Raw genomic sequence first — 23732 nt, 5'->3', positions numbered from 1 at the left:
CGTATGCAGGTAGGGGTTTTGTCTTTTCCGGACCGACACAAATCGATCCAGATCCTGTCTGACCCAGGGAACGGGCTCCATGCTATGTTCCCCTCTCTTTTCGACTGCCCAGGGACGTCTCATGTCGCATACCAGCAAGCTGCTTCCGGGATTCATGGTTGTCCACGGCAACCGTTTGGACGAGCTGCGCAGCCTGGTGGTGAGCTGGATGCGGCGTTACCCTTTGGCACCGTTGGAAAACGAGATCGTCCTGGTGCAAAGCAACGGTATCGCCCAGTGGCTGAAACTGGCGCTGGCCGAGGACCCGGAGGACGACGACATGGGCGGCAGCGGTATCGCTGCGGCAATCGAAGTCCAGCTCCCCGGCAGCTTCATGTGGCAGCTTTACCGCAAGGTGCTGGGACGCGAGGAAATCCCGGAAACCTCGTTGCTGGACAAGGCTCCGCTGACCTGGCGCCTGATGCGCCTGCTACCCGAACTTATCCACAACCCACACTTCGAGCCGCTGCAGCGTTTTCTTCTCGACGACAGCGACCTGCGCAAGCGTTACCAACTGGCCGAGCGCCTGGCCGACCTGTTCGACCAGTACCAGGTCTATCGCGCCGACTGGCTGAAGGAATGGGCGGCAGGGCGTCACGTCATGATCAATGCCCGCGGCGAAGCCAAGCCACTGTCGCCGGCCAATTGCTGGCAAGCCGAGCTATGGCGTGCGCTCCTGCATGACGTGGGGGAAGAGGGGATGGCACAGAGTCGGGCCGGTGTTCACCAGCGCTTCATCGAACGCATCAATGCACTGGAACAGGCGCCGCCGGGCTTGCCGTCGCGGGTGATCGTGTTCGGCATTTCCTCGCTGCCTGCGCAAGCCCTGGAAGCCTTGGCTGGCCTGGCCCGCTTCAGCCAGGTGCTGCTTTGCGTGCACAACCCCTGTCGTCACCATTGGGCTGATATCGTCGCCGACAAGGATCTGCTGCGCCATCAATACAAGCGCCAACAACGTAAGCAGGGCATGGCCGGCCCTGTTGACGCCGGAAGCCTGCACCAGCACGCACACCCCTTGCTGGCCGCCTGGGGCAAGCAGGGGCGTGACTACATCAACCTCCTCGACAGCTATGACGATCCCGCCAGCTATCGAACCGCCTTCAGCGATGGCCGCATCGACCTGTTCAGCGACGAGGAGCCGAAGCACCTCCTGGGCCAGCTCCAGGACGATATCCTCGAACTGCGCCCGCTCGGCGAAACCCGCGAACTGTGGCCCGATGTCGACCCGAAAAAGGACCCTTCGGTGCGCTTCCACATTGCCCACAGCGCCCAGCGCGAAGTCGAGATCCTCCATGACCAGTTGCTCGCCCGCTTCAGCGCCGATCCGAAACTGCGTCCCCGCGACGTGATTGTCATGGTGCCGGATATCAACGCCTACGCGCCCCATATCCGCGCGGTGTTCGGGCAACTCGACCGCAGCGACAGCCGCTTTATCCCGTTCACCCTTACCGACCAGGGGCAAAGGGGGCGCGATCCGTTGCTGATCGCCCTGGAGCATCTGCTGAAACTTCCTGATAGCCGCTTCCCGGTCAGCGAAGTCCTCGACCTGCTCGACGTTCCGGCCTTGCGTGCGCGTTTCGCTATCAAGGAAAGCGACCTGCCGACCCTGCACCGCTGGATCGAAGGTGCCGGCATCCGTTGGGGCCTGAACGCCGGGCAACGTGCCGGTCTCGGCCTGCCGGACGAACTGGAACAGAACAGTTGGCGTTTCGGGCTGCGTCGCATGCTGCTGGGTTATGCGGTCGGTGCTGGTGAGAGCTGCGACGGGATCGTTCCCTATGACGAGATCGGCGGCCTCGACGCTGCTCTGATCGGTCCGCTGGTGGCCTTGCTGGATGCTCTCGAAGTCGCACACTCCGAGCTATCCCAGCCTGCCACCGCGACCCGTTGGGGCGAGCGTCTCAATGCGCTGCTGCAAGTCTTCTTCCTTGCCGAAAGCGAGCACGACGACTATCTGCTGGTCCAGTTGCAGACGCTTTGCGACGACTGGCTGCAGACCTGCGAGGCGGTGGGCCTGCAGGACTTGCTGCCACTCACCGTGGTACGCGAGGCCTGGCTCGCCGGCCTCGATCAGGGGCGTCTGTCCCAGCGTTTCCTCGCCGGTTCGGTGAATTTCTGTACCCTGATGCCGATGCGTGCCATTCCATTCAAGGTCGTCTGCCTGCTGGGCATGAACGACGGTGACTATCCCCGGGCGCAACCACCGCTGGACTTCGACCTGATGGGCAGCGACTACCGTCCAGGCGACCGCTCGCGCCGGGAAGATGACCGCTACCTGTTGCTGGAGGCCGTGTTGTCGGCCCGCGCCCAGCTGTATGTCAGTTGGGTCGGGCGCAGTATCCGTGACAACAGCGAGCGTCCTGCCTCGGTGCTGATCGGGCAGTTGCGCGACCATATCGCTGCCGGCTGGCGACTCAAGGGCGCTAGCAAGGACGACAAGCACGACGCGGGCGAACAACTGCTGGACAAGCTCACCACCGAGCACCCGTTACAGCCTTTCAGCGCGCGCTATTTCCGCCAGGGCGGCGACCTGTTCAGCTATGCGCGGGAATGGCGCGGCCTGCACCTGGGGGGTGAAAGTGCGGCCGCCACGGACGAGCAACTGGAGCGTTTCCGGCCTGAAGAGCCCCTGACCCTGGCATTGCTGCAGGACTTTCTCCGCCATCCCGTGCGGCATTTCTTCAGTCAGCGGCTGAAAGTGTTTTTTGAGGTAGTGGAAGATCCAATTGCCGACGATGAGCCCTTCCTGCTCGATGCTCGCCAGCGCTACGGCCTGAGTGAAAGCCTGCTCGGCGCCGCGATGCTCGACCCGGAGCAAGGCGAGACGGCCCTGCTAACCCAGGCCAGACGTCTGCAGGGCAGTGGGCTTCTGCCCCTGGCTGGTTTTGGCGATTGCCTGCGCGAAGAACTGATCGAGCCGCTGCCGGATCTTCTGCGCCGTCATCGAAAGCTGCTGGAAGGATGGCCGACCCGCATCGACAGCGCCTTGCCGATCCGCTTCGAGGTCGGTGAGCTCAAGCTCGAGGGTTGGCTCGGACGTGTGCAGCAGCGTGCCGACCAGGCGCTGCTGAGCATCACTGCCTTGCCCAACGGCATCATCAGCGGGCGCACGCTGAAGTGGCATCGGTTGACCGGTATCTGGGTCACCCACCTGGCCGCTTGTGCCGTTGGCCATCGACTGCACAGCGCGGTGGTCGCCACCGATGTCACCCTGATGCTGGATCCGCTCGACCAGGCTGAAGCCAGCGAACAGTTGGGCAACCTGCTGATTTCCCGCCAGGCCGGCATGAATGCCCCGTTGCCGGTAGCAATCAAGACGGCCTTCGCCTGGCTGGCTGGCAAGGACCCGGACAAGGCCCTCGCCGAAGCCGCCAAGGCCTACGACGGTGATGACCGGCGCAAGGGCGAGCGCAGCGAGAATGCGGCGCTGGCCCGCCAGTTCAGCGACTTCGCGGCGTTGACTTCCAGCGAGGAGTTCGAGGGCTGGTGCGAAAGCCTGTACAGACCGATGTTCGAGGCCCCGTGGCAAACCCTGGCGGCAGAGGAGGTGCGTCCATGAGCGCAGCAGTCGAACAGCCGCCACTGGCCCTCACCTTCCCGCTCCACGGCAGCCAACTGATCGAGGCCAGCGCCGGTACCGGCAAGACGTTTACCATTTCCGCACTCTACCTGCGCCTAGTGCTCGGCCATGGTGGCGAGCAGGGTTTTGGCCGCGAGCTGCTGCCTCCCCAGATCCTCGTGGTGACCTTCACCGATGCCGCTACCAAGGAGTTGCGCGAACGTATCCGCACCCGTCTGGCCGAGGCCGCGCGGTTCTTCCGTGGCGATCTTGCCGAGGCCGATCTGCTACTGACGCAACTGCGCGACGACTATCCTGCCCATGCCTGGCCGGCCTGCGCGAACCGACTCGAAGTGGCTGCACAGTGGATGGACGAAGCGGCCGTTTCCACCATCCATAGCTGGTGCCAGCGGATGCTGCGCGAGCACGCTTTCGACAGCGGCAGCCTGTTTACCCAGACCCTGGAAACCGATCACAGCGAGCTGCTCGGCCAGGTCATGCGCGATTACTGGCGGCGTTTCTGCTATGGCCTGGAAGGTGATGCGCTGCACTGGGTGCGGGAGAACTGGGGCAGTCCGGACCAGCTTCTACCGCGGGTGCGCGCCCTGTTCGGCCGGCATTCGGCCGAGGTGCAGGCGCTGGAGCCGCAAGAAGTGATCCGTGAAGTTCTGCGCCTGCGCGGCGAGTTGCTGCGCTCCTTGAAGGCCCCCTGGGCACAGTGGTCGCAGGAATTGCTGGAAATCCTCCGCGCCGGGATCAAGGCGAAGGCCGTCAACGGCAGCATGATCCAGGAGCGTCATTTCAAACCCTGGTGCGACAAGCTCCTGGCCTGGGCGCAGGACGACCTGGCACATGATCTCGATATAGGCACCGGTTTCACCCGGCTCACGCCCGACGGCCTGGCCGAAGCCTGGAAGAGCGAGCCGCCGAGCCATCCTGCGCTGGAGGTGATGGCCACCCTGCGCGAACAGTTGAAGGCGCTGCCGACCCCGGATGCGCAACTGCTCGAACATGCAGCCGCCTGGGTCTCGCAGCGCTTCGAACAGGAAAAGCGCCGCCGCGCCGAGATGGGCTTCGACGACATGCTCCAGCGCCTCGACCAGGCCTTGGCCGGCCCCGCCGGCGAGCGTCTGGCCGGCTTGATTCGCGAGCAGTTCCCGGTGGCCCTGATCGATGAATTCCAGGACACCGACCCGGTGCAGTACCGCATCTTCGAATGCATCTATCGCATCGAGGACAACGCGCGCGATACAGGACTTTTCCTCATCGGCGACCCAAAGCAGGCGATCTACGCCTTCCGTGGCGCCGACATCTTCACCTACCTTGGCGCGCGCCGGGCTACCGCCGGGCGCCTGCACAGCCTGGACACCAACTTCCGCTCGACCCAGCCGATGGTGACGGCGGTCAACCATGTGTTCATGACCGCCGAACAGCGTCAGGAGGGACGTGCAGCCTTCCTGTTCCGTGACTCGCGGGGCGACAACCCGGTACCGTTCGTTGCAGTGAAGGCCCGTGGGCACAAGGAGCACCTGCAGGTCGATGGCCAGCCGCTGCCAGCGCTGACCCTCTGGCACCAAGACAGCGACACGCCGCTTTCCAGCACCCTGTATCGCCAGACGATGGCCGCAGGCTGTGCCACCCGCATCGTCCAGTTGCTCAATGGCGGCCAGCAGGGCCGTGCCGGTTTCATCCAGGCCGACGGCTCCTTGCGCGGTTGCCTGCCCTCGGATATCGCCATTCTCGTGCGGGATGGTCACGAGGCGCAGTTGGTGCGTGCCGAACTCGCGGCTCGCGGCGTGCGTAGCGTCTATCTCTCCGACAAGGACTCGGTATTCGCCGCCCAGGAAGCCCGCGACTTGCTGTCCTGGCTCAAGGCCTGTGCCGAACCGGACAACGAACGCCTGCTCAAGGCTGCGCTGGCCAGCCACACCCTGGGCCAGTCGCTGTGTGCCCTGGCCCGTCTCAACGAAGACGAGATGCTATGGGAAGATCGCGTCATGCAGTTCCGCCAGTATCGAATGATCTGGCGGATCCAGGGGGTGCTGCCGATGTTGCGGCACCTGCTGCATGACTTCCGCTTGCCCGGGCTGTTGATGAGCCGCCCTGATGGCGAACGTGTGCTCACCAACCTCCTGCACCTTTCGGAACTGCTTCAGCAGGCCGCGACCGAGCTGGACGGCGAGCAGGCGCTGATCCGGCACCTGGCCGAACACCTGTCGGCATCCGGGCAGGCCGGCGAGGAGCAGATCCTGCGCCTGGAAAGCGATGAACAGCTGGTCAAGGTGGTCACCATCCACAAGTCCAAGGGCCTGGAATACGAGTTGGTGTTCCTGCCCTTCATCTGTACCGCCAAGCCGGTGGACGGCAAGCGCCTGCCGCTGGGCTGGCATGACGAGCTGGGTGTGGCGCACCTGACCCTGAGCCCGACCGACGAGCAGATCGCCATGGCCGACGATGAGCGTCTGGCCGAGGACCTGCGCCTGTTCTATGTGGCCCTGACACGGGCCCGGCACGCCTGCTGGCTGGGCGTCGCCGACCTCAAGCGCGGTACCGGCAAGGAATCGCTGTTGCATCGCAGTGCCTTCGGCTACCTGCTCGGGGGCGGTGAGCCGCTGGCTGACTCGACCGCCCTGGCGGGCTGGCTCGATGACCTGGGCAAGGGCTGCGATGCGATCAGCCGCCTGCCGCCACCTGAAGCCGATGACCAGGTTTACGTTCCTGCGCGCCAGACCGCCGAATTACTGGCCCCGCGTGAGCCGAAACGCCGTGCCGCGGAGAACTGGTGGATCGCTTCCTACAGCGCACTGCGCATCGGTGAGGAGGCGCTGGCGCTCGATGCCGATGTCGCCCAGGCCCAGCAGTTGCTGGACGACGAGCGTCCCGACCCGCAGGCCGCGCGCGAAGTCATGGCGACCGCCGGGGATATCCACCGTTTCCCGCGCGGCCCCAACCCCGGCACCTTCCTTCATGGATTGCTGGAATGGGCCGGTCAGCAAGGTTTCGAACGTGTCGCGGCTGCGCCTGGTGAACTGCGCCAGATGATTGCCCAGCGCTGTAACCGTCGCGACTGGAAAGGCTGGATCAATACCCTCGGCGACTGGCTCGAGCATTTGCTGAGCACGCCCATGTCTGTGGGAAATGACCGTAGTCCGGTGGTCCTCGGCGCATTGGGCCAGTACCAGATCGAAATGGAGTTCTGGTTCGCCAGTCATCGCGTCGACGTGTTGCAGCTCGACCGCCTGGTGGCCCGCCATACCCATCAGGGTGCTCCGCGACCAGCCGCCCAGGCAGCGCTGCTCAATGGCATGTTCAAGGGCTTCATCGACCTGGTCTTCGAGCACGATGGGCGCTACTACGTCGCCGACTACAAATCCAACTGGCTCGGCCCCGACGATCTTGCCTACAGCGAGGTGGCCATGGAGGCCGCGATCCTCGAGCACCGCTACGACCTGCAATATGTCCTCTACCTGCTCGCCCTGCATCGCCAACTGCGCGCCCGGCTGCCGGATTACGACTACGACCGGCATGTCGGAGGCGCCCTGTATCTGTTCCTGCGCGGTGCGCATTCACCGGGCCAGGGCGCGTACTTCGTCAAGCCGCCGCGCGCGTTGATCGAAGCGCTCGACGCGCTGTTCCGCGGCGCCCCGCACGGGGTGCAACAGGACCTGTTTGGAGACGTCCCATGATCCGTACCTTCGACGATCTGTTGCCGACCCCGCTGGACGCTGAACACCTCGCCGCCCTTGCGCCGCTGACCGACAGCAACGACCTGCTGGCCTTGCTCGATCGCTGGGTCGAACGCGGCTGGCTGCGCTCGCTGGACCGCGCCTTCGTCGGCTTCCTGCGTGACCGCGATCCCCACGGTGGCTCGCTGGTGCTGCTGGCTGCGGCGCTGGCCAGCCACCAGCTGGGCCATGGCCACGTCTGCCTCGACCTGCACAAGACCCTTGCCGAACCGGACTTCGCCTTGTCGTTGCCTCCCGAAGGTGATGCCCTGGCGGGCCCCCTGCTGTTGCCATCGCAATTGCTCGAGCGCCTGAGCGCCGAGACCTGGCTGCAGCATTTGCACGCCAGCGCACTGGTGGCCGCAGGTAATGATGCACAGCAGGTTTCCCGGCCGCTGGTCCTCAGCGAGGGTCGCCTGTACCTGCGCCGCTACTGGGCCTACGAACGGCAGATCGACGGGGCCCTGCGCCAGCGACTGGCGCAGCATGACGCCACTCCACGGGATCTGCGTGCGCGGCTGGACAGCCTGTTCAAGGATGGCGCCGAACCCGGGCAGGTGGACTGGCAGAAACTCGCCTGTGCCCTGGCCACCCGAAGCGCGTTCAGCATCATCACCGGCGGTCCCGGTACCGGCAAGACCACCACGGTGGTGCGGTTGCTGGCCTTGTTGCAGGCGCCGGCAGTCGAAGCAGGGCGTCCCTTGCGCATTCGCCTGGCGGCGCCGACCGGCAAGGCGGCTGCGCGCCTGACCGAATCCATAGGCCAGCAGGTCGAGTTGCTCGAGGTCAGTGCCGAGGTACGTGAGCATATTCCCTGCGATGTCTCCACCGTTCACCGTCTGCTCGGCAGTCGTCCCAACTCCCGGCACTTCCGCCACCATGCGGGCAATCAATTGCCGCTGGATGTGCTGGTGGTGGACGAAGCTTCGATGATCGACCTGGAGATGATGGCCAACCTGCTGGCCGCCATGCCGGACAATGCCCGGCTCATTCTCCTGGGTGACAAGGACCAGTTGGCCTCGGTGGAGGCCGGGGCGGTGCTCGGCGATCTTTGCCGGGATGCCGAGGAAGGTCGCTACAGTCCGCAAACTGCTGCCTGGCTGGAGCAGGTCAGTGGCGAGTCCCTGGCGAACAGTGGCCTGCTTCCCGGCGATGCGCAACAGCACCCCTTGGCCCAGCAGGTGGTCATGTTGCGGCGGTCGAGGCGGTTCGGCGAGGGAAGCGGGATTGGCGAGCTGGCTCGCCTGGTCAATCGCCAGCAGGCGGGCAAGGCGCGCGAACTGCTCCAGCAGGGCAAGCATGCCGATGTCTTCGGTCTGACCCTGCGCGGTGAACAGGACCGTGCCCTTGACCGACTGGTGCTGGATGGCCTGGAGAAGGGGGCGGAGGGCCCGTTGGGCTACCGCGATTACCTGCATGCGATCCGCCAGGGGCGCCCGCCTGCCGACCGGGCCGGGGACGAACCTTGCTGGGGTGAATGGGCGCTTGGCGTGCTCAAGGCGTTCGAGCGCTTCCAGTTGCTCTGTGCGGTGCGCAAGGGCCCCTGGGGCGTGGAAGGCCTGAATCAGCGGGTTTGCCGTGTGCTGACCCATGCCGGCCTGATCGACGGCGACCTGCCCTGGTACGAAGGCCGTCCGGTACTGGTGACCCGCAACGACTACGGCCTGAACCTGATGAACGGCGATATCGGCATCGCCCTGAGGGTGCCGGATGGCCATTCCGAGGACGTCCCCCTGCGGGTCGCCTTCCCGCGCAACGACGGCCGTGGCGGCGTACGTTTCGTCCTGCCCAGCCGGCTCAGCGAAGTGGAAACCGTGTACGCCATGACCGTGCATAAATCCCAAGGCTCGGAATTCGCCCACACCGCGTTGGTGCTGCCGGACGCCTTGAACCCGGTGCTGACCAAGGAACTCATCTATACCGGCATCACCCGGGCCAAGCACTGGTTCAGCCTGGTCGAGCCACGCAAGGGCGTGCTGGAAGAGGCGGTGGAGCGCAAGGTGAAGCGGATTTCGGGGTTGATGCTGGAGAGGACCTAGGCGACCGGGTATTACTGCGGGAATACCATCTCCCGCGATTCCCCCATCAACAACCCGCCGTTCCTCTCCGTCACATCCCGGATGTAATCCCACAACAAGGTAATCCGCTTCAACTTGCGCAGATCCTCCCGGCAGTACATCCAGAACTGCCGGGTGATCTCCACCTGCTCCGGCAACACCGCTACCAGCCCAGGGTCCTGCGCCGCCAGGAAGCAGGGCAGGATCGCCAGCCCGCGGCCCTGTTGCGCCGCCACGTACTGGGCGATCACGCTGGTGCTGCGCAGGTGCGCACTGGCATTGGGCAACAGGTTGTTGAGGTACAGCAGCTCCGAGCTGAATGCCAGGTCGTCCACATAGCTGATGAAGGGATGCTCTGCGAGGTCGCTGATCTGCCGGATCGGTGCGTGGCGTTCCAGATAGTCCCGGGTCGCATACAGGCGCAAGCGGTAGTCGCACAGCTTGCAGCAGACATAAGGCCCATGCTCCGGCCGCTCCAGGGCGATGACGATATCCGCCTCGCGCTTGGACAGGCTGATGAAGTGTGGCAGCGGCAGGATATCCACCGAGATCGCCGGCCAGGTATCGACGAAGTGGCTGAGCTGGGGGGTGATGAAGAAGCTGCCGAACCCTTCGGTACAGCCCATCCGCACATGTCCGGAAAGCGCCACGCCGGAACCGGAAACCTGTTCGCAGGCCATATGCAGGGTGCTTTCGATGGCTTCCGCATAGGTCAGCAGGCGCTGGCCTTCTGCAGTCAGCACGAAGCCGTTGGTCCGCGACTTCTCGAACAGCAAGGTGCCCAGTGCCTGCTCCAGCGAATTGATCCGCCGCGACACGGTCGTGTAGTCCACGTTCAGGCGCTTGGCCGCGCTGCTGGCTTTGCGCGTGCGCGCCACTTCGAGAAAGAACTTCAGGTCGTCCCAGTTCAGCGAACCCAGGGAGGTGATGTTTTTTTGCATGTTGGACCGGTTTTTATGTGCGTTTTTGTTGGAGATTTGCACATCTATACTCCAAAACACCCCAGGCCCCCAAGCGCCTAGCAGCGGCGCGGCCGATTCTCTCGCTAACAATAATGTCCAGGAGAAGCCCCCCATGAACGCATCCCTCACGCCCGGCCAGACCAAGGTCGATCAGGTCCGCCTGTTGATCGACGGCCAGTGGGTCGAGTCGAAAACCAGCGAATGGCGAGACATCGTCAACCCGGCCACCCAGGAAGTGCTGGCGCGCGTGCCCTTTGCCACCGCCGAGGAAGTGGATGCCGCCGTGGCTGCCGCCCAACGCGCCTTCAAGACCTGGAAGGACACCCCGATCGGGGCACGCATGCGCATCATGTTGCGCCTGCAGGCGTTGATCCGTGAACATTCCAAGCGCATCGCCGTGACCCTCAGCGCCGAGCAGGGCAAGACCATCGCCGACGCCGAAGGCGATATCTTCCGCGGCCTGGAAGTGGTGGAGCATGCGTGCAGCATCGGCACCCTGCAGATGGGCGAGTTTGCCGAGAACGTGGCCGGCGGGGTCGACACCTACACCCTGCGCCAGCCGATCGGTGTGTGCGCCGGCATCACCCCGTTCAACTTCCCGGCAATGATCCCGCTGTGGATGTTCCCGATGGCCATCGTCTGCGGCAATACCTTCGTGCTCAAGCCGTCCGAGCAGGATCCCCTGTCGACCATGATGCTCGTCGAACTGGCGATTGAAGCCGGGGTTCCGGCCGGTGTGCTCAACGTCGTGCACGGCGGCAAGCACGTGGTGGATGCGTTGTGCACCCATAGCGATATCAAGGCGATTTCCTTCGTCGGCTCTACCGAGGTCGGCACCCACGTCTACAACCTGGCCGGCCAGCACGGCAAGCGCGTGCAGTCGATGATGGGGGCGAAGAACCACGCTGTGGTGCTGCCCGACGCCAATCGCGAGCAGACCCTCAACGCCCTGGCCGGTGCGGCCTTCGGTGCCGCCGGCCAGCGCTGCATGGCGACCTCGGTGGCGGTGCTGGTGGGCAAGGCCCGCGAGTGGCTGCCGGACCTCAAGGCCCTGGCTGCGAAGCTGAAGGTCAATGCCGGCAACGAGCCGGGCACCGATGTCGGCCCGCTGATCTCCAAGCGCGCCAAGGAACGTGTGCTGGGCCTGATCGAAAGCGGTATCCGCGAGGGCGCCAGGCTCGAACTGGACGGTCGCGACGTCAAGGTGCCGGGCTACGAGAACGGCAACTTCGTCGGCCCGACCCTGTTCTCCGGGGTGACGACCGACATGCAGATCTACACCCAGGAAATCTTCGGCCCGGTGCTGGTGGTACTGGAAGTCGACACCCTCGACGAAGCCATTGCCCTGGTCAACCGCAACCCCTTCGGCAACGGCACCGGCTTGTTCACCCAGAGCGGAGCGGCAGCGCGCAAGTTCCAGGCGGAGATCGACGTCGGCCAGGTCGGCATCAATATCCCGATTCCGGTGCCGGTGCCGTTCTTCAGCTTCACCGGATCCCGTGGCTCCAAGCTCGGCGACCTCGGCCCGTACGGCAAGCAGGTGGTGCAGTTCTACACTCAGACCAAGACGGTCACTGCCCGCTGGTTCGATGACGACAGCGTCAACGACGGCGTGAACACCACCATCAGCCTGCGCTAAGGAGTCGATCATGCGTATCGCATTCATAGGACTGGGCAACATGGGCGCGCCGATGGCGCGCAACCTGATCAAGGCCGGGCATCACCTCGACCTGTTCGACCTCAATACCAGCGTTCTCGCCGAACTGGCGGGTCTGGGCGGGCATATCAGCGATTCGCCGCGGCATGCCGCCAGCAGTGCCGAGCTGGTCATCACCATGCTTCCTGCCGCGGCTCATGTGCGCAGCGTCTACCTGGGTGAAAACGGGGTACTGGCCGGTGTCCGTGCCGGTACGCCGGTGGTCGACTGCAGCACCATCGATCCGCAGACCGCCCGTGACGTGTCCGCTGCCGCGAAGAAACAGGGCGTGGACATGGGCGACGCGCCGGTGTCGGGAGGCACTGGTGGCGCCGCGGCAGGAACCTTGACCTTCATGGTCGGTGGCAGCGACGCGCTGTTCGCCACCCTGCAGCCGGTACTGGCGCAGATGGGACGCAATATCGTGCATTGCGGCGATGTCGGTACCGGGCAGATCGCCAAGATCTGCAACAACCTGCTGCTGGGGATTTCCATGGTCGGCGTGTCCGAGGCCATGGCCCTGGGCAATGCGCTGGGCATCGACACCAAGGTGCTCGCGGGCATTATCAACAGCTCAACCGGGCGATGCTGGAGTTCCGACACCTACAATCCGTGGCCGGGAATCATCGATACCGCACCTGCGGCTCGCGGGTATACCGGGGGCTTCGGGGCGGACCTGATGCTCAAGGACCTGGGCCTGGCGACCGAAGCGGCGAAACAGGCGCATCAGCCGGTGATCCTCGGAGCGGTGGCACAGCAGCTCTACCAGGCAATGAGCTTGCGCGGGGATGGCGGGAAGGACTTTTCGGCGATAGTGGAGAGTTACCGTAAACCCGAATGATGTGGTGTTCTCGGGGGCCCTATCGCTGGCAAGCCAGCTACCACGCGAACCTGTGGGAGCTGGCTTGCCAGCGATGAGGCCCTCGAAGATCAAGCAAAGACGAAATACTTGCGCACCGTCTCGACCACTTCCCAGGTGCCCTTCATTCCCGGCTCGACGATGAAGATATCCCCGGCGCGTAGGTGAATCGGCTCCTGGCCGTCAGGGGTGATCACGCAATAGCCTTCCTGGAAATGGCAGTACTCCCACTTCTCGTAGGCCACTCGCCATTTGCCCGGGGTGCAGATCCAGGTGCCCATGATCTTGCTGCCGTCTTCGCTGGTGTAGGCGTTGAGGTTGACGGTGTGCGGATCGCCCGCCAGTTTTTCCCATTTGCAGGCGTCGAGTACCGGCAGCGGATGGGTATCGCGAAGGACCACGATTGGCTTGCTCATAAGGGCTCCGTCAGGCAATTGAAAGAGTCCGCAGCCTAGCGGGCCGGTCTGCACGGCAATTGCCTGTGTTCGACGTCCAGTTGTCTAAACGCGCGGCGCCAGGGCCTCAAGCAGGGCCAGGGCCTGACCGGGCAAGCTGGCGAAATCCCGTGCGCAGAGCAGCAACCGGCGCTGCGCCCACTCTTCCTGCAAGGCCACACTGTGCAACGGCAGCATGCCCTGCCAACGGCGCACCGCCGCCAGCGGCACGATGCCCAGCCCGGCACCGTGGGCGACCATGCGGATCACCCCGTCGAAGCCCTCGGCCCTTACTCGCACCTGCATGCGTCGGCCCAGGTGCAGCGCCTGTTCTTCCAGATGAAGGGCCAGGGCGCTGCTGGCGCCGAGACCGACATAGCCGTGTTCGAGTGAGCGGGGAAAGTCGGGATTGTCCACAGCCGCGAGCGGGTGGTCGGGCGCCATGATCAGCACCAGCGGATCATCGCGGAATGGCCGGGTCTGCAAGTCGCCGCAAGCCACTGCCGTCGAGATGATCCCGATATCGGCGATGCCCTGGCCGAGCGCCTGGACGATGCGCAGGCTCGGCAATTCCTGGATATCCACATCGATCTGCGGACGCTGGCGCAGGAACCCGGCGAGCAGTTCCGGCAGGTACTCGGTCAGCGCCGCGGTATTGCACAACAGGCGAACCTGGCCCTGCAGGCCGTTAGCGTACTGCGCCAGGTCGAATCGCAGGCGCTCGACCTGGAGGCCGATCTGCCGCGCATGGGTGACCAGCGCCTGTCCCGCTGGCGTGGGTTGCACGCCCCGGCGATTGCGTTCGAGCAGGGCGATTCCCAGTGAACTCTCCATCGCCCGGATCCGCGCACTGGCTGCCGGCAGCGACAAATGACTGCGCCGCGCACCGGCGGTGATGTTGCCGCATTCCACGGTATGGAGGAAAAGGCGGAGGTCGGTGAGGTCGAAGTGCATGGGAGCGGCCGCCAGAAATTGGTTGAGTTTAGAGAAGCCTATTGCCATACGATAGGCTGGCTGCCGAATTTACGAATAGGCTACTGATGGTTATCCGGGCACTATTTCCCCATGCAAACCTTCCTCGCCTTCTACCAACAAATCGGCCCAGCGCTTACCCTGCTGGTTCTCCTCACCTTCCTCCTCGCCGGCGCAGTCAAGGGTGTGATTGGGCTCGGTCTGCCCACCATTGCCATGGGCCTGCTCGGCCTGGCTATGCCTCCGGCGCAGGCAGCGGCCTTGCTGATCGTCCCTTCGACCCTGACCAATATCTGGCAACTGGCAAGCGGCGGACACCTGCGCGGCTTGATCAATCGTTTGTGGCCCATGCTGCTGATGATCTTCCTCGGCACCCTGGCCGGCAGCGCCTGGCTGGGGATCAGCAGTGGCGCCTGGGCGGCCCATGCCTTGGGCGCGGCGCTGTTGCTGTATGCGCTGGTGGGATTGTGGTTGCCGCCGTTCAGCCTGAAACCGCGGCAGGAAGTGTGGCTGGGGCCCGTGTGTGGCGCGCTGACCGGACTGATCACCGCCGCTACCGGTGTCTTCGTGATCCCGGCGGTGCCTTACCTCGGTGCGCTGGACCTGGATCGCGATGAGCGGGTCCAGGCCCTGGGCTTGTCCTTCACCGTTTCCACCGTCGCACTGGCCATCGGCCTGGCCGGGCAGGACGCCCTCGGCAGTCAGGCCCTGGGTGCGTCGTTGCTGGTGCTGGCGCCTGCGCTGCTGGGTATGTTCGTCGGCCAGTGGCTGCGCCAGCGCATCAGCGCCCAGCTCTTCAAGCGCTGCTTCTTCATCGGCCTGGCGCTGCTCGGCGCGCACCTGATGATCAACGGTTAGCCGAGGACTCGCTGAGCATCTCGATCAACTGGATGTCGAAATCCCGCTCCAGGTAGTCCATGCGCCGCTCGAAGAATTCAGTCATGTGCGGCAGGGCGGAATGCACGTCCAGCGCTTCCTTGCTGGCCCAGACTTCATAGAACACGAACAGGGTCGGGTCTTCCTTGTCGCGCAGCATGTGGTACTCGATGCAGCCCGGCTCGGCGCGGCTCGGTTCGATGTAGGCGCGGAACAGGCGTTCGAAGGCCTCGGCCTGTTCCGGGCGGGTCTTGGCTTTGAGAATGAAGCCGTAGGGTTCGCTCATGGGAAATCTCCGGAAAGTGAAGAGCTGATTCTATTTCAATAATCGGCAGCCAATTTGTGCTTTAAGGTCAAAAGTATTTTGCTCGTGGGGCGGTTTTTCCCTCGTCGGCTGCCGATTAATCTGCCGCCATCCAGTTATCCCGGTCCCCTTCGAGGCGGACCCGAACGAACGACGAGGCTGCGCAATGAAAAAGATCCTGTTGCTCAACGGCGGCAAGCAATTCGCCCATTCCGATGGCCGCTTGAACGAAACCCTGCATGAAACCGCAGTGGCGTTCCTAGACCGCGCTGGCTACGACGTGAAGAGCACCTATATCGACGGCGGCTACGACACCCAGGAGGAAGTCGGGAAGTTCCTCTGGGCCGATGTGGTCATCTACCAGATGCCCGGCTGGTGGATGGGAGCGCCCTGGACCGTCAAGCAATACCTCGACGAGGTCTTCACCGCCGGCCACGGCAGCCTGTATGCCAGCGATGGCCGAACCCGTGCCGACGGCTCGAAGAAATATGGCAGCGGTGGCCTGATCCAGGGCAAGCAATACATGTTGTCGCTGACCTGGAACGCCCCGCAGGAGGCGTTCGATGAGCCGGGCCAGTTCTTCGAGGGCAAGGGCGTGGACGCGGTGTACTTCCCGTTCCACAAGGCCAATGAATTCCTCGGCATGAGCCGCCTGCCGACTTTCCTCGCCACAGACGTGATGAAACGTCCCGATGTGCCGGCGACCGTCGCTGCCTACGAGGCGCACCTGGCCCGGGTATTCCCTGGCAAGGCCTGATCCGGCCTTGCGTATCGCGCGGCGACGGGCTATGACTCTGCCGGTTGCCGATCGTGAGAGTCCTTCAGTGAAAGCCAGGTCCGATGAATTGCAGGTGTTCGTCTCGGTCATCGAGTGTGGCTCGATTTCCGCCGCCGCCGAACAGGGCGGGCAGACGCCCTCGGCCATCAGCCGGACCCTGTCGCGCCTGGAAAGCAAGCTCGGCACCACCCTGATCAACCGCACCACGCGGCGCATGGACCTGACCGAGGAAGGGCGTTTCTTTTTCGAGCGGGCCAAGGCGATCCTGCAGCAGATGGACGAGTTGGAGGAACACCTCTCCCAGCACCACCAGACCCCGTCCGGGCGCCTGCGGGTCAATGCCGCGCTGCCGTTCATGCTCCATGCCATCGTGCCTTGGGTCGGCGAGTTTCGTGCGCTGTATCCGCAGATCCAGCTGGAGTTGAACACCAACGACCTGATCATCGACCTGCTGGAGCAGAGCACCGATGTGGCGATCCGTATCGGTGAGCTGGCCGACTCCAGCCTGCATGCCCGCTCCCTGGGTTGCAGCCCGCTGAACCTGCTGGCCAGCCCGCTCTACCTGGAGCGCCATGGCGTTCCGGCACGGGTCGAGGATCTGGCGCAGCACACCCTGATCGGCTTCACCCAGACCGAAACCCTCAACCACTGGCCGTTGCGCCACGCCGAGGGCGATCGCTGGCTGATCCGTCCGACCCTGTGTGCGTCCAGCGGCGAAACCATTCGCGCCCTGGCCCTGGCTGGCGAAGGCATCGCCTGCCTGTCCCATTTCATGACCCACGAGGATATCCGCAGCGGTCGTCTGCAGGTCCTGCTGGGCGAAGCCAACAGCGGCTACCGTCAGCCGATCCACGCCGTGTACTACCGCAACTCGCAGCTGGCCCTGCGCATCCGGTGCTTCCTCGACTTCATCCAGCACAAGCTCGCTGCCTACGCCTGCTGAGGAAACATCCCACTTCGTTTGATAACTCTTCCTTCATGGGCCTTAATGAGTGTTCAACGAAAACAACACCAGGGACGTTTTATGCGCGTAGTGATGCTTCGAACCTTGGGCTTCTCCGCGGCGATTCTCGCCAGCTCTGCGGCTTACGCAGTGACATTGGAAGGCGGCGCTGTCGCCGCACCCGATCAATATGGCGCACAGGTTGCCGCCGACATTCTCAAGAAGGGTGGCAACGCGGTGGATGCCGCCGTCGCCACCGCCTTCACCCTCGCCGTGACCTACCCCGAGGCCGGCAACATCGGCGGCGGTGGCTTCATGACCCTGTACATGGACGGCAAGGCGTATTTCCTCGACTACCGCGAAGTGGCGCCCAAGGCTGCCACGCGCAACATGTACCTCGACGACAAGGGCGAGATCATCGAAAACCTCAGCCTGGTAGGCGCCCGTGCGGCGGGCGTACCGGGTACGGTGATGGGTTTGTGGGAGGCGCACAGCAAGTTCGGCAAGCTGCCCTGGTCGGAGCTGCTGACCCCGGCCGTCGGCTATGCGAAGAACGGTTTCAAGGTCGCCGAGAAGCAATACCAGTACCGCGAGGACGCCCAGGGTCTGTTCAAGGACAGCACCAACTTCAACGATTACTTCGGTCACATGAAGGTCGGCGAAACCTTCAAGCAGCCCGAGCTGGCGCAGACCCTGGAGCGCATCGCCGACAAGGGCGTCAGCGAGTTCTACCAGGGCAGGACCGCCGACCTGCTGGTGGCGCAGATGCAGGCCAGCAACGGCCTGATCAGCAAGGAGGACCTCAAGGACTACAAGGCGGTCTGGCGTGAGCCGATGCGCATCGACTGGCGCGGCAACGTGGTGTACACCGCGCCGCTGCCCAGCTCGGGCGGCATAGCGCTGGCCCAGTTGCTGGGCATCAAGGAGCAACGTGCGGCCGACTTCAAGGGCGTCGGGCTGAACTCGGCACGTTATATCCACCTGTTGGCCGAGATCGAGAAGCGGGTATTCGCGGACCGCGCCGACTACCTGGGCGACCCGGCCTTCGCCAAGGTGCCGGTGGCCGAACTGGTGGCGCCGGATTACCTGGCAAAGCGCGCGAAAGAGATCAATCCGACGGCGATTTCCGAAACCGCGAAAGTCCGTCCGGGCCTTGAACCGCACCAGACCACCCACTTCTCCATCGTCGACAAACAGGGCAATGCGGTCAGCAATACCTACACCCTGAACTGGGACTACGGCAGCGGCATGGTGGTCAAGGGCGCGGGCTTCCTGCTCAACGACGAAATGGATGACTTCAGTTCCAAGCCGGGTGTAGCCAATGCCTTCGGCGTGGTGGGTGGCGATGCCAATGCCATCGAGCCGGGCAAGCGCATGTTGTCGTCGATGAGTCCGAGCCTGGTAACCCGCGATGGCCAGGTGACCCTGGTGCTGGGAACGCCGGGTGGCTCGCGGATCTTTACCTCGATCTTCCAGGTGCTGAACAACCTGTATGACTACGACCTGCCGCTGGACAAAGCCGTGGCCGCGCAGCGCGTCCATCACCAGTTGCTGCCCAAGGACACCATTTATTTCGATGCCTATGCGCCGTTGACCGGTGAGGTGGCGCAGGAGCTGAAGAAGATGGGATATACCCTGGAGGATCAGGGCTGGGAGATGGGGGATGTGCAGGCCATCCGGGTCAGTGGCGGCAAGCTGGAAACGGCTTCGGATCCGAGGGGCAGGGGAGTGGGGCAGGTAGTTAAATAAGGTGCCAGGACCCGGAAGACTGCTGTGTTCTTTCGGGCCTCATCGCTGGCAAGCCAGCTCCCACAGGGTTCGCGGCGCTGCAGAACCCTGTGGGAGCTGGCTTGCCAGCGATTGGCCCTTCCGGTCAGACCCGGAAGTGACTGACCATCATCTGCAGCTGATTCCCCAGCCGCGCCAACTCGACACTGGACGCCGCCGTCTCCTCGCTGGCCGAAGCGGTCTGCTCCGACACGTCCCGCACACTCAGGATGCTCCGGCTGATTTCCTCGGCCACCGCGCTCTGCTGCTCGGCTGCCGCAGCGATCTGCTGGTTCATCGACTGGATGTCGGAGACCACGCGGGTGATGCTCTCCAGTGAGGTCCCGGCCTTGCGCGTCAGCTCGACGCTGCTGTCGGTCAGGCTGCGGCTGCCAAGCATGACATTGGCCACCTGCTGGGTGCCGGCCTGCAGGCCGGCCACCAGTTCTTCGATTTCCTCGGTGGATTTCTGCGTGCGCTGCGCCAGCCCGCGTACTTCATCGGCCACCACCGCAAAACCACGTCCGGCTTCGCCGGCACGGGCCGCCTCGATGGCGGCGTTGAGGGCCAGCAGGTTGGTCTGCTCGGCGACCGATTTGATCACGTCCATGACGCTGCCGATCTTCTGGCTTTCCTTCTGCAGCTCGGCCATGGCCTCGGTGGAGCGCTGTACCTCGCCGGCCAGCCTTTCGATCTGGGCAATGGCCTGGCCGACCACGTCGTCACCGGCACGCGCCTGGCGGTCGGCGTCGGTGGCCGCTGCCGAGGCGTGTTCGGCGTTGCGCGCGACTTCCTGCACGGTGGTCGCCATTTCATGCATGGCGGTAGCGACCTGATCGGTCTCGCTCTTCTGGTTGTTGGCGCCGGCACTGGTTTGCTCGGTGACGGCCGACAGCTCTTCGGCAGCGCTGGCGATCTGGGTGACGCCATCGCGGATGCCGCTGATCAACTCGCGCAGGGTGGTGCCCATGCGCTGGATGCCCTGTTGCAGCACGCCCAGCTCGTCGCGACGATTGACCCGCTGTTCGTGGGTCAGGTCGCCGGCGGCGATACGTTCGACCACGGTCATGGTTTCACGCAGCGGGCGGACGATCTGGCGGGTGATGATCAATGCGGCGGCAATGCCGACGATCAGGGCCAGCAGCGTGGCGATCAATTGCAGGGTACGGGCTTCGGCGCTTTCGGCGTCGCGACGTTCGAGCTGGATCTTGTACAGCGCTTCGCTGCGGCTGACGATGTCGTAGCCTTGGGTGGTCATTTCCGCACGGGCGGCGGCGATGTCGGCGATGGCGGCCTTGTAGCGGTTCAAGGCATCGCGATAGCTGACCACGGCAGCCTCGAACTGCTGGATGCGCGCTGCTTCGTTGGGCAGCACCTGGCCCAGCTTGCGCGCATAGTCGAGGGCGTTGTCCAACTGGCGCAGCGCCGTCTGCTCGCTCTGCGTCGAGTTGTCGGCGATGTAGCCGCGCACTTCGAAGCGCACTTGCAGCAACTGCTCCTTGGCGGCGCTGGCCGCGCGGTATTGCTCCAGGCGTGCGGCATCGCTTTCGCCTTGGCCGAGCACATCGCGGTTGATGTTATCGATCAGTTGCAGCGCGGCGGCGGCAGTGGTTTCCAGATCGGTACGGGCCACCGCGCTGGCCTTGTAGGTGGCGCGCATACGGTCGAGGGTGACCTGGTAGGCGGCGATGATCTGCGCCTGCTCGTTCAGCAGCTTGAGGTTTTCCGGGCTCTTGAAGGTCTTCAACAAATGCTGCTGCTGTTGGTTGAAGTCATTGAGCTTGGCCTGCACGTTGTTGGCGGTGGCGTCGTCGCCGTTGGCCAGCATGTACTGCAGGCGCGCGACCCGCAGGTTGGTCAGGTCGCTGTTCAGGCGGGTGATGTCGCTCATCCAGTTGCTGCGCTGGATCAGGCTGCCCAGGCTGCTCCAGCCGGTGAGTGCGAGCAGGGCGGTGAGCACCAGGACCAGGCCGAAACCGAGCCCGAGCTTGAGATTGACACTGATGTTGGCAAACCAACTGTTCATGGGTTCCCTCCAGAAAAGGTGTGATCGGCGGTCGCTGAAAGTTCTTTTTCTTGGAGGCCAGCGTGTGTAGAGGACGCTTTATCGGCGTAAACCCGGCAGGCTGAAACGCTTTTTCAATAAAACCGACGAAAATACTCAACAAGATGTGACAAGCCCCGCAAATGCGGGGCCTGGGGGATGTTCTCTGGATTGGGATTCTTGTGGTGAGGCTTGCGGCCCTATCGCTGGCAAGCCAGCTCCCACAGGGACCGAGTGGACCGCGAACTCAAGAACACCATCACAGCACTTTGGCGGTGAAGGTATCGCACTGGTTGATATCCCCCTTGTCGAACCCCGCCTTGAACCACTTCACCCGTTGCGCCGAGGTTCCGTGGGTGAAGGAGTCCGGTACCACCCGGCCCTGACCCTGCTGCTGCAAACGATCATCACCGATGGCATTGGCCGCGTTCAGGGCCTCTTCGACATCTCCCGGCTCCAGCCAGTTGTGCCGTTGTTGCGCCTGGTAGGCCCAGACCCCGGCAAGGCAGTCGGCCTGCAGTTCCTGGCGTACCAGCAGGCCGCTGGCGCCCTCGACCCGCTGGCCGCTGCGCCGCGCGTCGTTGACCTTGGCCGAGATGCCCAGCAGGGTCTGCACGTGATGGCCGACTTCATGGGCGATCACGTAGGCCTGGGCGAAGTCGCCCGCAGCGGCGAAGCGCTGCTCCATTTCGCGGAAGAAACTCATGTCCAGGTACACCTGCTGGTCTGCCGGGCAGTAGAACGGCCCGGTGGCAGAGGTGGCGAAGCCGCAGGCGGAATTCACCTGGCCGCTGAACAGCACCAGCTTCGGATCCTTGTACTGCCTGTTGGCCTGGGCAAAGATCGCCCGCCAGGTGTCTTCGGTATCACCCAGGATGCTGGCGACGAACTGGCTGCCCTCGTCGTTCGCCGCCGGGCGCGGCGCCGTCTGGGACTGGGTGGGCGCGCCCTGCTGCATCTGCCCGGCCAGTTGCCCCAGGATCTGCATCGGGTCCTGCCCGGTCAGCAGGCCGATCCCGACGATCAGCACCACGGCGCCCAGGGTCAGGCCCTTGCCGCCGCCCATGCGCATGCCGCCCGGACTCTCGCCCCGAGCGTCGACCACGTTGTCGCTGCGTCTGCCTTTTCGCCATTGCATGGGTATTTCTCCACGGGGTGGTGTCGTCGCCCTAAGACTAGTCCAGTCGGGAGACATCAGGTTACACATAACCATCTGGTTATGAGTCAGGTAGGACAATTCAGTTTTCGCCGGGTTCGTCACGAGAGACACTTCGCCGCACCACCTGCCCGTCCTGATCGGGCTCTCCATAAATCCAAGAACAGGAGAACGGCATGTCTGCTACAGACAACAGTCGCTTCGTTATCCGTGATCGAAACTGGCACCCTAAGGCCCTCACCCCCGACTACAAGACTTCCGTCGCCCGTTCGCCACGCCAGGCGCTGGTGAGCATTCCGCAGTCGATCAGCGAGAGCACCGGCCCGGACTTTTCCCACCTGCGCTTCGGCGAACACGACAACGACCTGTTGCTGAACTTCAACAACGGTGGCCTGCCCGTTGGCGAGCGCATCCTGGTCACCGGCCGGGTCTTCGACCAGTACGGCAAGCCGATCCCCAACACCCTGGTTGAGATGTGGCAAGCCAACGCCGGCGGCCGCTATCGCCACAAGAACGACCGCTACCTGGCGCCGCTGGACCCGAATTTCGGTGGCGTCGGCCGTGCCCTGACCGACAGCGAAGGCCGCTACAGCTTCCGTACCATCAAGCCGGGCCCGTACCCATGGCGCAATGGCCCGAACGACTGGCGTCCGGCGCATATCCACTTCTCGATCAGCGGCCCGTCGATCTCGACCCGCCTGATCACCCAGCTGTACTTCGAAGGCGATCCGCTGATCCCGCTGTGCCCGATCGTCAAGAGCATCGCCAATCCGGCGGCGGTCGATTTGCTGATCGCCCGTCTCGACATGAGCAACGCCAACCCGATGGACTGCCTGGCCTACCGCTTCGATATCGTCCTGCGCGGCCAGCGCGCCACTCACTTCGAAAACCGCTGAGGAGCCCCGTCATGCCTATCGAACTGCTGCCGGAAACCCCTTCGCAGACCGCCGGCCCCTACGTCCACATCGGCCTGGCCCTGGAAGCCGCCGGCAACCCGACCCGCGACCAGGAAATCTGGAGCCGGATGGCCAAGGACGGCGCGCCGGGCGAGCATATCCTGGTGTTCGGCAACGTCTATGACGGCAACGGCCACCTGGTGCGCGACTCCTTCGTCGAGTTCTGGCAGGCCGACCACACCGGTGCCTACCAGACCGACTACAACCTGGAGAACGCCTTCAACGGCTTCGGCCGTACCGCCACTACGTTCGACGCCGGCGAATGGACCATGCACACCATCAAGCCGGGCGTGGCGAAGAACGCCGCCGGCGTGCCGATGGCGCCGCATATCAACATCAGCCTGTTCGCCCGCGGCATCAACATCCACCTGCAGACCCGCATCTACTTCGATGACGAGGCCGAGGCCAACGCCAAGGACCCGGTGCTCAACCTGATCGAGCAGCCACAGCGCCGCGAGACCCTGGTGGCCAAGCGCTGCGAAGTGGACGGGAAAACGGCGTATCGCTTCGATATCCGTATCCAGGGTGAAGGGGAGACGGTGTTCTTCGACTTCTGATGCATGGCCTGGGCAGTTGTGTTGCTGCCCAGGGCCTCATCGCTGGCT

At 64.1% G+C, this 23732-nt stretch carries 17 protein-coding genes; 11 read left to right on the top strand and 6 right to left on the bottom strand.

Translation table 11 applies throughout. The features are described 5' to 3' along the window. The first annotated feature begins 121 nt into the window (after positions 1-121). Genes recC through recD form a run of 3 tightly spaced genes read left to right on the top strand, consistent with a single transcriptional unit; the run spans position 122 to position 9362 of the window. Entirely contained in the window at positions 122-3598 is a 3477-nt protein-coding gene (gene recC / locus N7650_RS09200) for an exodeoxyribonuclease V subunit gamma (RefSeq protein ID WP_009397660.1), read from the top strand. Next, on the top strand, positions 3595-7284 hold the full coding sequence (gene recB, locus N7650_RS09195; protein ID WP_279897934.1) for an exodeoxyribonuclease V subunit beta: 3690 nt from the start codon (positions 3595-3597) through the stop codon (positions 7282-7284). The genes recC and recB overlap by 4 nt, the downstream gene beginning before the upstream one ends. After that, the gene (gene recD, locus N7650_RS09190) at positions 7281-9362 is read left to right on the top strand and encodes an exodeoxyribonuclease V subunit alpha (RefSeq protein WP_009397664.1); all 2082 of its coding nucleotides are present in this window, start codon (positions 7281-7283) and stop codon (positions 9360-9362) included. Before recB ends, recD begins: the two co-directional genes overlap by 4 nt. 11 nt (positions 9363-9373) lie before the next feature. Here the strand turns inward: recD and N7650_RS09185 are convergent, their stop codons facing one another. Then, complete coding sequence (locus N7650_RS09185; RefSeq protein ID WP_009397668.1) at positions 9374-10321, bottom strand: LysR family transcriptional regulator; 948 nt, start codon at positions 10319-10321, stop codon at positions 9374-9376. A 133-nt stretch (positions 10322-10454) separates the two neighbouring features. Between N7650_RS09185 and N7650_RS09180 the strand changes: the two genes are divergently transcribed. Both N7650_RS09180 and mmsB read left to right on the top strand, forming a co-directional pair. Continuing rightward, positions 10455-11981, top strand: a complete 1527-nt coding sequence (locus N7650_RS09180) for a CoA-acylating methylmalonate-semialdehyde dehydrogenase (RefSeq protein ID WP_009397670.1) — start codon at positions 10455-10457, stop codon at positions 11979-11981. A gap of 10 nt (positions 11982-11991) precedes the next feature. Then, positions 11992-12879: a 3-hydroxyisobutyrate dehydrogenase gene (gene mmsB, locus N7650_RS09175; protein ID WP_279897931.1), complete on the top strand. Its 888-nt coding sequence runs from the start codon at positions 11992-11994 to the stop codon at positions 12877-12879. An 89-nt stretch (positions 12880-12968) separates the two neighbouring features. Here mmsB and N7650_RS09170 read toward each other — a convergent pair whose 3' ends face one another. Together N7650_RS09170 and N7650_RS09165 are read right to left on the bottom strand one after the other, a co-directional pair. Beyond that, positions 12969-13313, bottom strand: coding sequence for a cupin domain-containing protein (locus tag N7650_RS09170; protein WP_009397672.1), 345 nt, complete (start codon positions 13311-13313; stop codon positions 12969-12971). 84 nt (positions 13314-13397) lie between these two features. Further along, positions 13398-14285, bottom strand: a complete 888-nt coding sequence (locus N7650_RS09165) for a LysR substrate-binding domain-containing protein (RefSeq protein WP_009397673.1) — start codon at positions 14283-14285, stop codon at positions 13398-13400. Positions 14286-14396: 111 nt separating this feature from the next. Here N7650_RS09165 and N7650_RS09160 point away from each other — a divergent pair, with 111 nt between their 5' ends. After that, positions 14397-15161 carry a sulfite exporter TauE/SafE family protein gene (locus N7650_RS09160; protein ID WP_009397675.1) on the top strand — a complete coding sequence of 255 codons (765 nt, stop codon included), beginning with the start codon at positions 14397-14399 and terminating at the stop codon, positions 15159-15161. On the opposite strand, the gene N7650_RS09155 is transcribed toward N7650_RS09160, so the two are convergent. Continuing rightward, entirely contained in the window at positions 15151-15465 is a 315-nt protein-coding gene (locus tag N7650_RS09155) for a putative quinol monooxygenase (RefSeq protein WP_009397677.1), read from the bottom strand. The two genes, N7650_RS09160 and N7650_RS09155, sit on opposite strands and share 11 nt — an antisense overlap. Before the next feature lie 184 nt (positions 15466-15649). Here N7650_RS09155 and N7650_RS09150 point away from each other — a divergent pair, with 184 nt between their 5' ends. The 3 genes from N7650_RS09150 (at position 15650) to ggt (ending at position 18953) form a co-directional block, all read left to right on the top strand. Then, positions 15650-16240: an NAD(P)H-dependent oxidoreductase gene (locus N7650_RS09150; protein ID WP_009397679.1), complete on the top strand. Its 591-nt coding sequence runs from the start codon at positions 15650-15652 to the stop codon at positions 16238-16240. Between the two features lie 67 nt (positions 16241-16307). Beyond that, the gene (locus N7650_RS09145) at positions 16308-17204 is read left to right on the top strand and encodes a LysR family transcriptional regulator (protein WP_009397680.1); all 897 of its coding nucleotides are present in this window, start codon (positions 16308-16310) and stop codon (positions 17202-17204) included. 81 nt (positions 17205-17285) lie between these two features. Next, a complete protein-coding gene (gene ggt, locus N7650_RS09140; protein ID WP_170394993.1) occupies positions 17286-18953 on the top strand; it encodes a gamma-glutamyltransferase in 1668 nt (555 codons plus the stop codon). A gap of 124 nt (positions 18954-19077) precedes the next feature. Here the strand turns inward: ggt and N7650_RS09135 are convergent, their stop codons facing one another. Then, positions 19078-20997: a methyl-accepting chemotaxis protein gene (locus N7650_RS09135; RefSeq protein WP_279897927.1), complete on the bottom strand. Its 1920-nt coding sequence runs from the start codon at positions 20995-20997 to the stop codon at positions 19078-19080. A 277-nt stretch (positions 20998-21274) separates the two neighbouring features. Then, entirely contained in the window at positions 21275-22153 is an 879-nt protein-coding gene (locus N7650_RS09130) for a neutral zinc metallopeptidase (RefSeq protein ID WP_009398932.1), read from the bottom strand. A gap of 194 nt (positions 22154-22347) precedes the next feature. Here N7650_RS09130 and pcaH point away from each other — a divergent pair, with 194 nt between their 5' ends. Together pcaH and pcaG are read left to right on the top strand one after the other, a co-directional pair. Then, the gene (gene pcaH / locus N7650_RS09125; RefSeq protein WP_009398933.1) at positions 22348-23067 is read left to right on the top strand and encodes a protocatechuate 3,4-dioxygenase subunit beta; all 720 of its coding nucleotides are present in this window, start codon (positions 22348-22350) and stop codon (positions 23065-23067) included. Positions 23068-23078: 11 nt separating this feature from the next. Then, a complete protein-coding gene (gene pcaG, locus N7650_RS09120) occupies positions 23079-23684 on the top strand; it encodes a protocatechuate 3,4-dioxygenase subunit alpha (RefSeq protein WP_064303574.1) in 606 nt (201 codons plus the stop codon). Positions 23685-23732: the final 48 nt, after the last annotated feature.

Source organism: Pseudomonas sp. GD04058 (assembly GCF_029836855.1).
GTDB classification, from domain to species: domain Bacteria; phylum Pseudomonadota; class Gammaproteobacteria; order Pseudomonadales; family Pseudomonadaceae; genus Aquipseudomonas; species Aquipseudomonas bharatica.
This window is presented reverse-complemented; position numbering and strand designations above follow the sequence as displayed.

What these genes read in the sequence shown, in the direction of transcription:
- N7650_RS09160 (WP_009397675.1), top strand. Translation starts at nt 14,397, where the DNA reads ATGCAAACCTTCCTCGCCTTCTACCAACAAATCGGCCCAGCGCTTACC.
- ggt (WP_170394993.1), top strand. Translation starts at nt 17,286, where the DNA reads ATGCGCGTAGTGATGCTTCGAACCTTGGGCTTCTCCGCGGCGATTCTC.
- recB (WP_279897934.1), top strand. Translation starts at nt 3,595, where the DNA reads ATGAGCGCAGCAGTCGAACAGCCGCCACTGGCCCTCACCTTCCCGCTC.
- N7650_RS09165 (WP_009397673.1), bottom strand. Translation starts at nt 14,285, where the DNA reads ATGCACTTCGACCTCACCGACCTCCGCCTTTTCCTCCATACCGTGGAA.
- recD (WP_009397664.1), top strand. Translation starts at nt 7,281, where the DNA reads ATGATCCGTACCTTCGACGATCTGTTGCCGACCCCGCTGGACGCTGAA.
- mmsB (WP_279897931.1), top strand. Translation starts at nt 11,992, where the DNA reads ATGCGTATCGCATTCATAGGACTGGGCAACATGGGCGCGCCGATGGCG.
- pcaG (WP_064303574.1), top strand. Translation starts at nt 23,079, where the DNA reads ATGCCTATCGAACTGCTGCCGGAAACCCCTTCGCAGACCGCCGGCCCC.
- pcaH (WP_009398933.1), top strand. Translation starts at nt 22,348, where the DNA reads ATGTCTGCTACAGACAACAGTCGCTTCGTTATCCGTGATCGAAACTGG.
- N7650_RS09135 (WP_279897927.1), bottom strand. Translation starts at nt 20,997, where the DNA reads ATGAACAGTTGGTTTGCCAACATCAGTGTCAATCTCAAGCTCGGGCTC.
- recC (WP_009397660.1), top strand. Translation starts at nt 122, where the DNA reads ATGTCGCATACCAGCAAGCTGCTTCCGGGATTCATGGTTGTCCACGGC.
- N7650_RS09155 (WP_009397677.1), bottom strand. Translation starts at nt 15,465, where the DNA reads ATGAGCGAACCCTACGGCTTCATTCTCAAAGCCAAGACCCGCCCGGAA.
- N7650_RS09185 (WP_009397668.1), bottom strand. Translation starts at nt 10,321, where the DNA reads ATGCAAAAAAACATCACCTCCCTGGGTTCGCTGAACTGGGACGACCTG.
- N7650_RS09150 (WP_009397679.1), top strand. Translation starts at nt 15,650, where the DNA reads ATGAAAAAGATCCTGTTGCTCAACGGCGGCAAGCAATTCGCCCATTCC.
- N7650_RS09180 (WP_009397670.1), top strand. Translation starts at nt 10,455, where the DNA reads ATGAACGCATCCCTCACGCCCGGCCAGACCAAGGTCGATCAGGTCCGC.
- N7650_RS09170 (WP_009397672.1), bottom strand. Translation starts at nt 13,313, where the DNA reads ATGAGCAAGCCAATCGTGGTCCTTCGCGATACCCATCCGCTGCCGGTA.
- N7650_RS09130 (WP_009398932.1), bottom strand. Translation starts at nt 22,153, where the DNA reads ATGCAATGGCGAAAAGGCAGACGCAGCGACAACGTGGTCGACGCTCGG.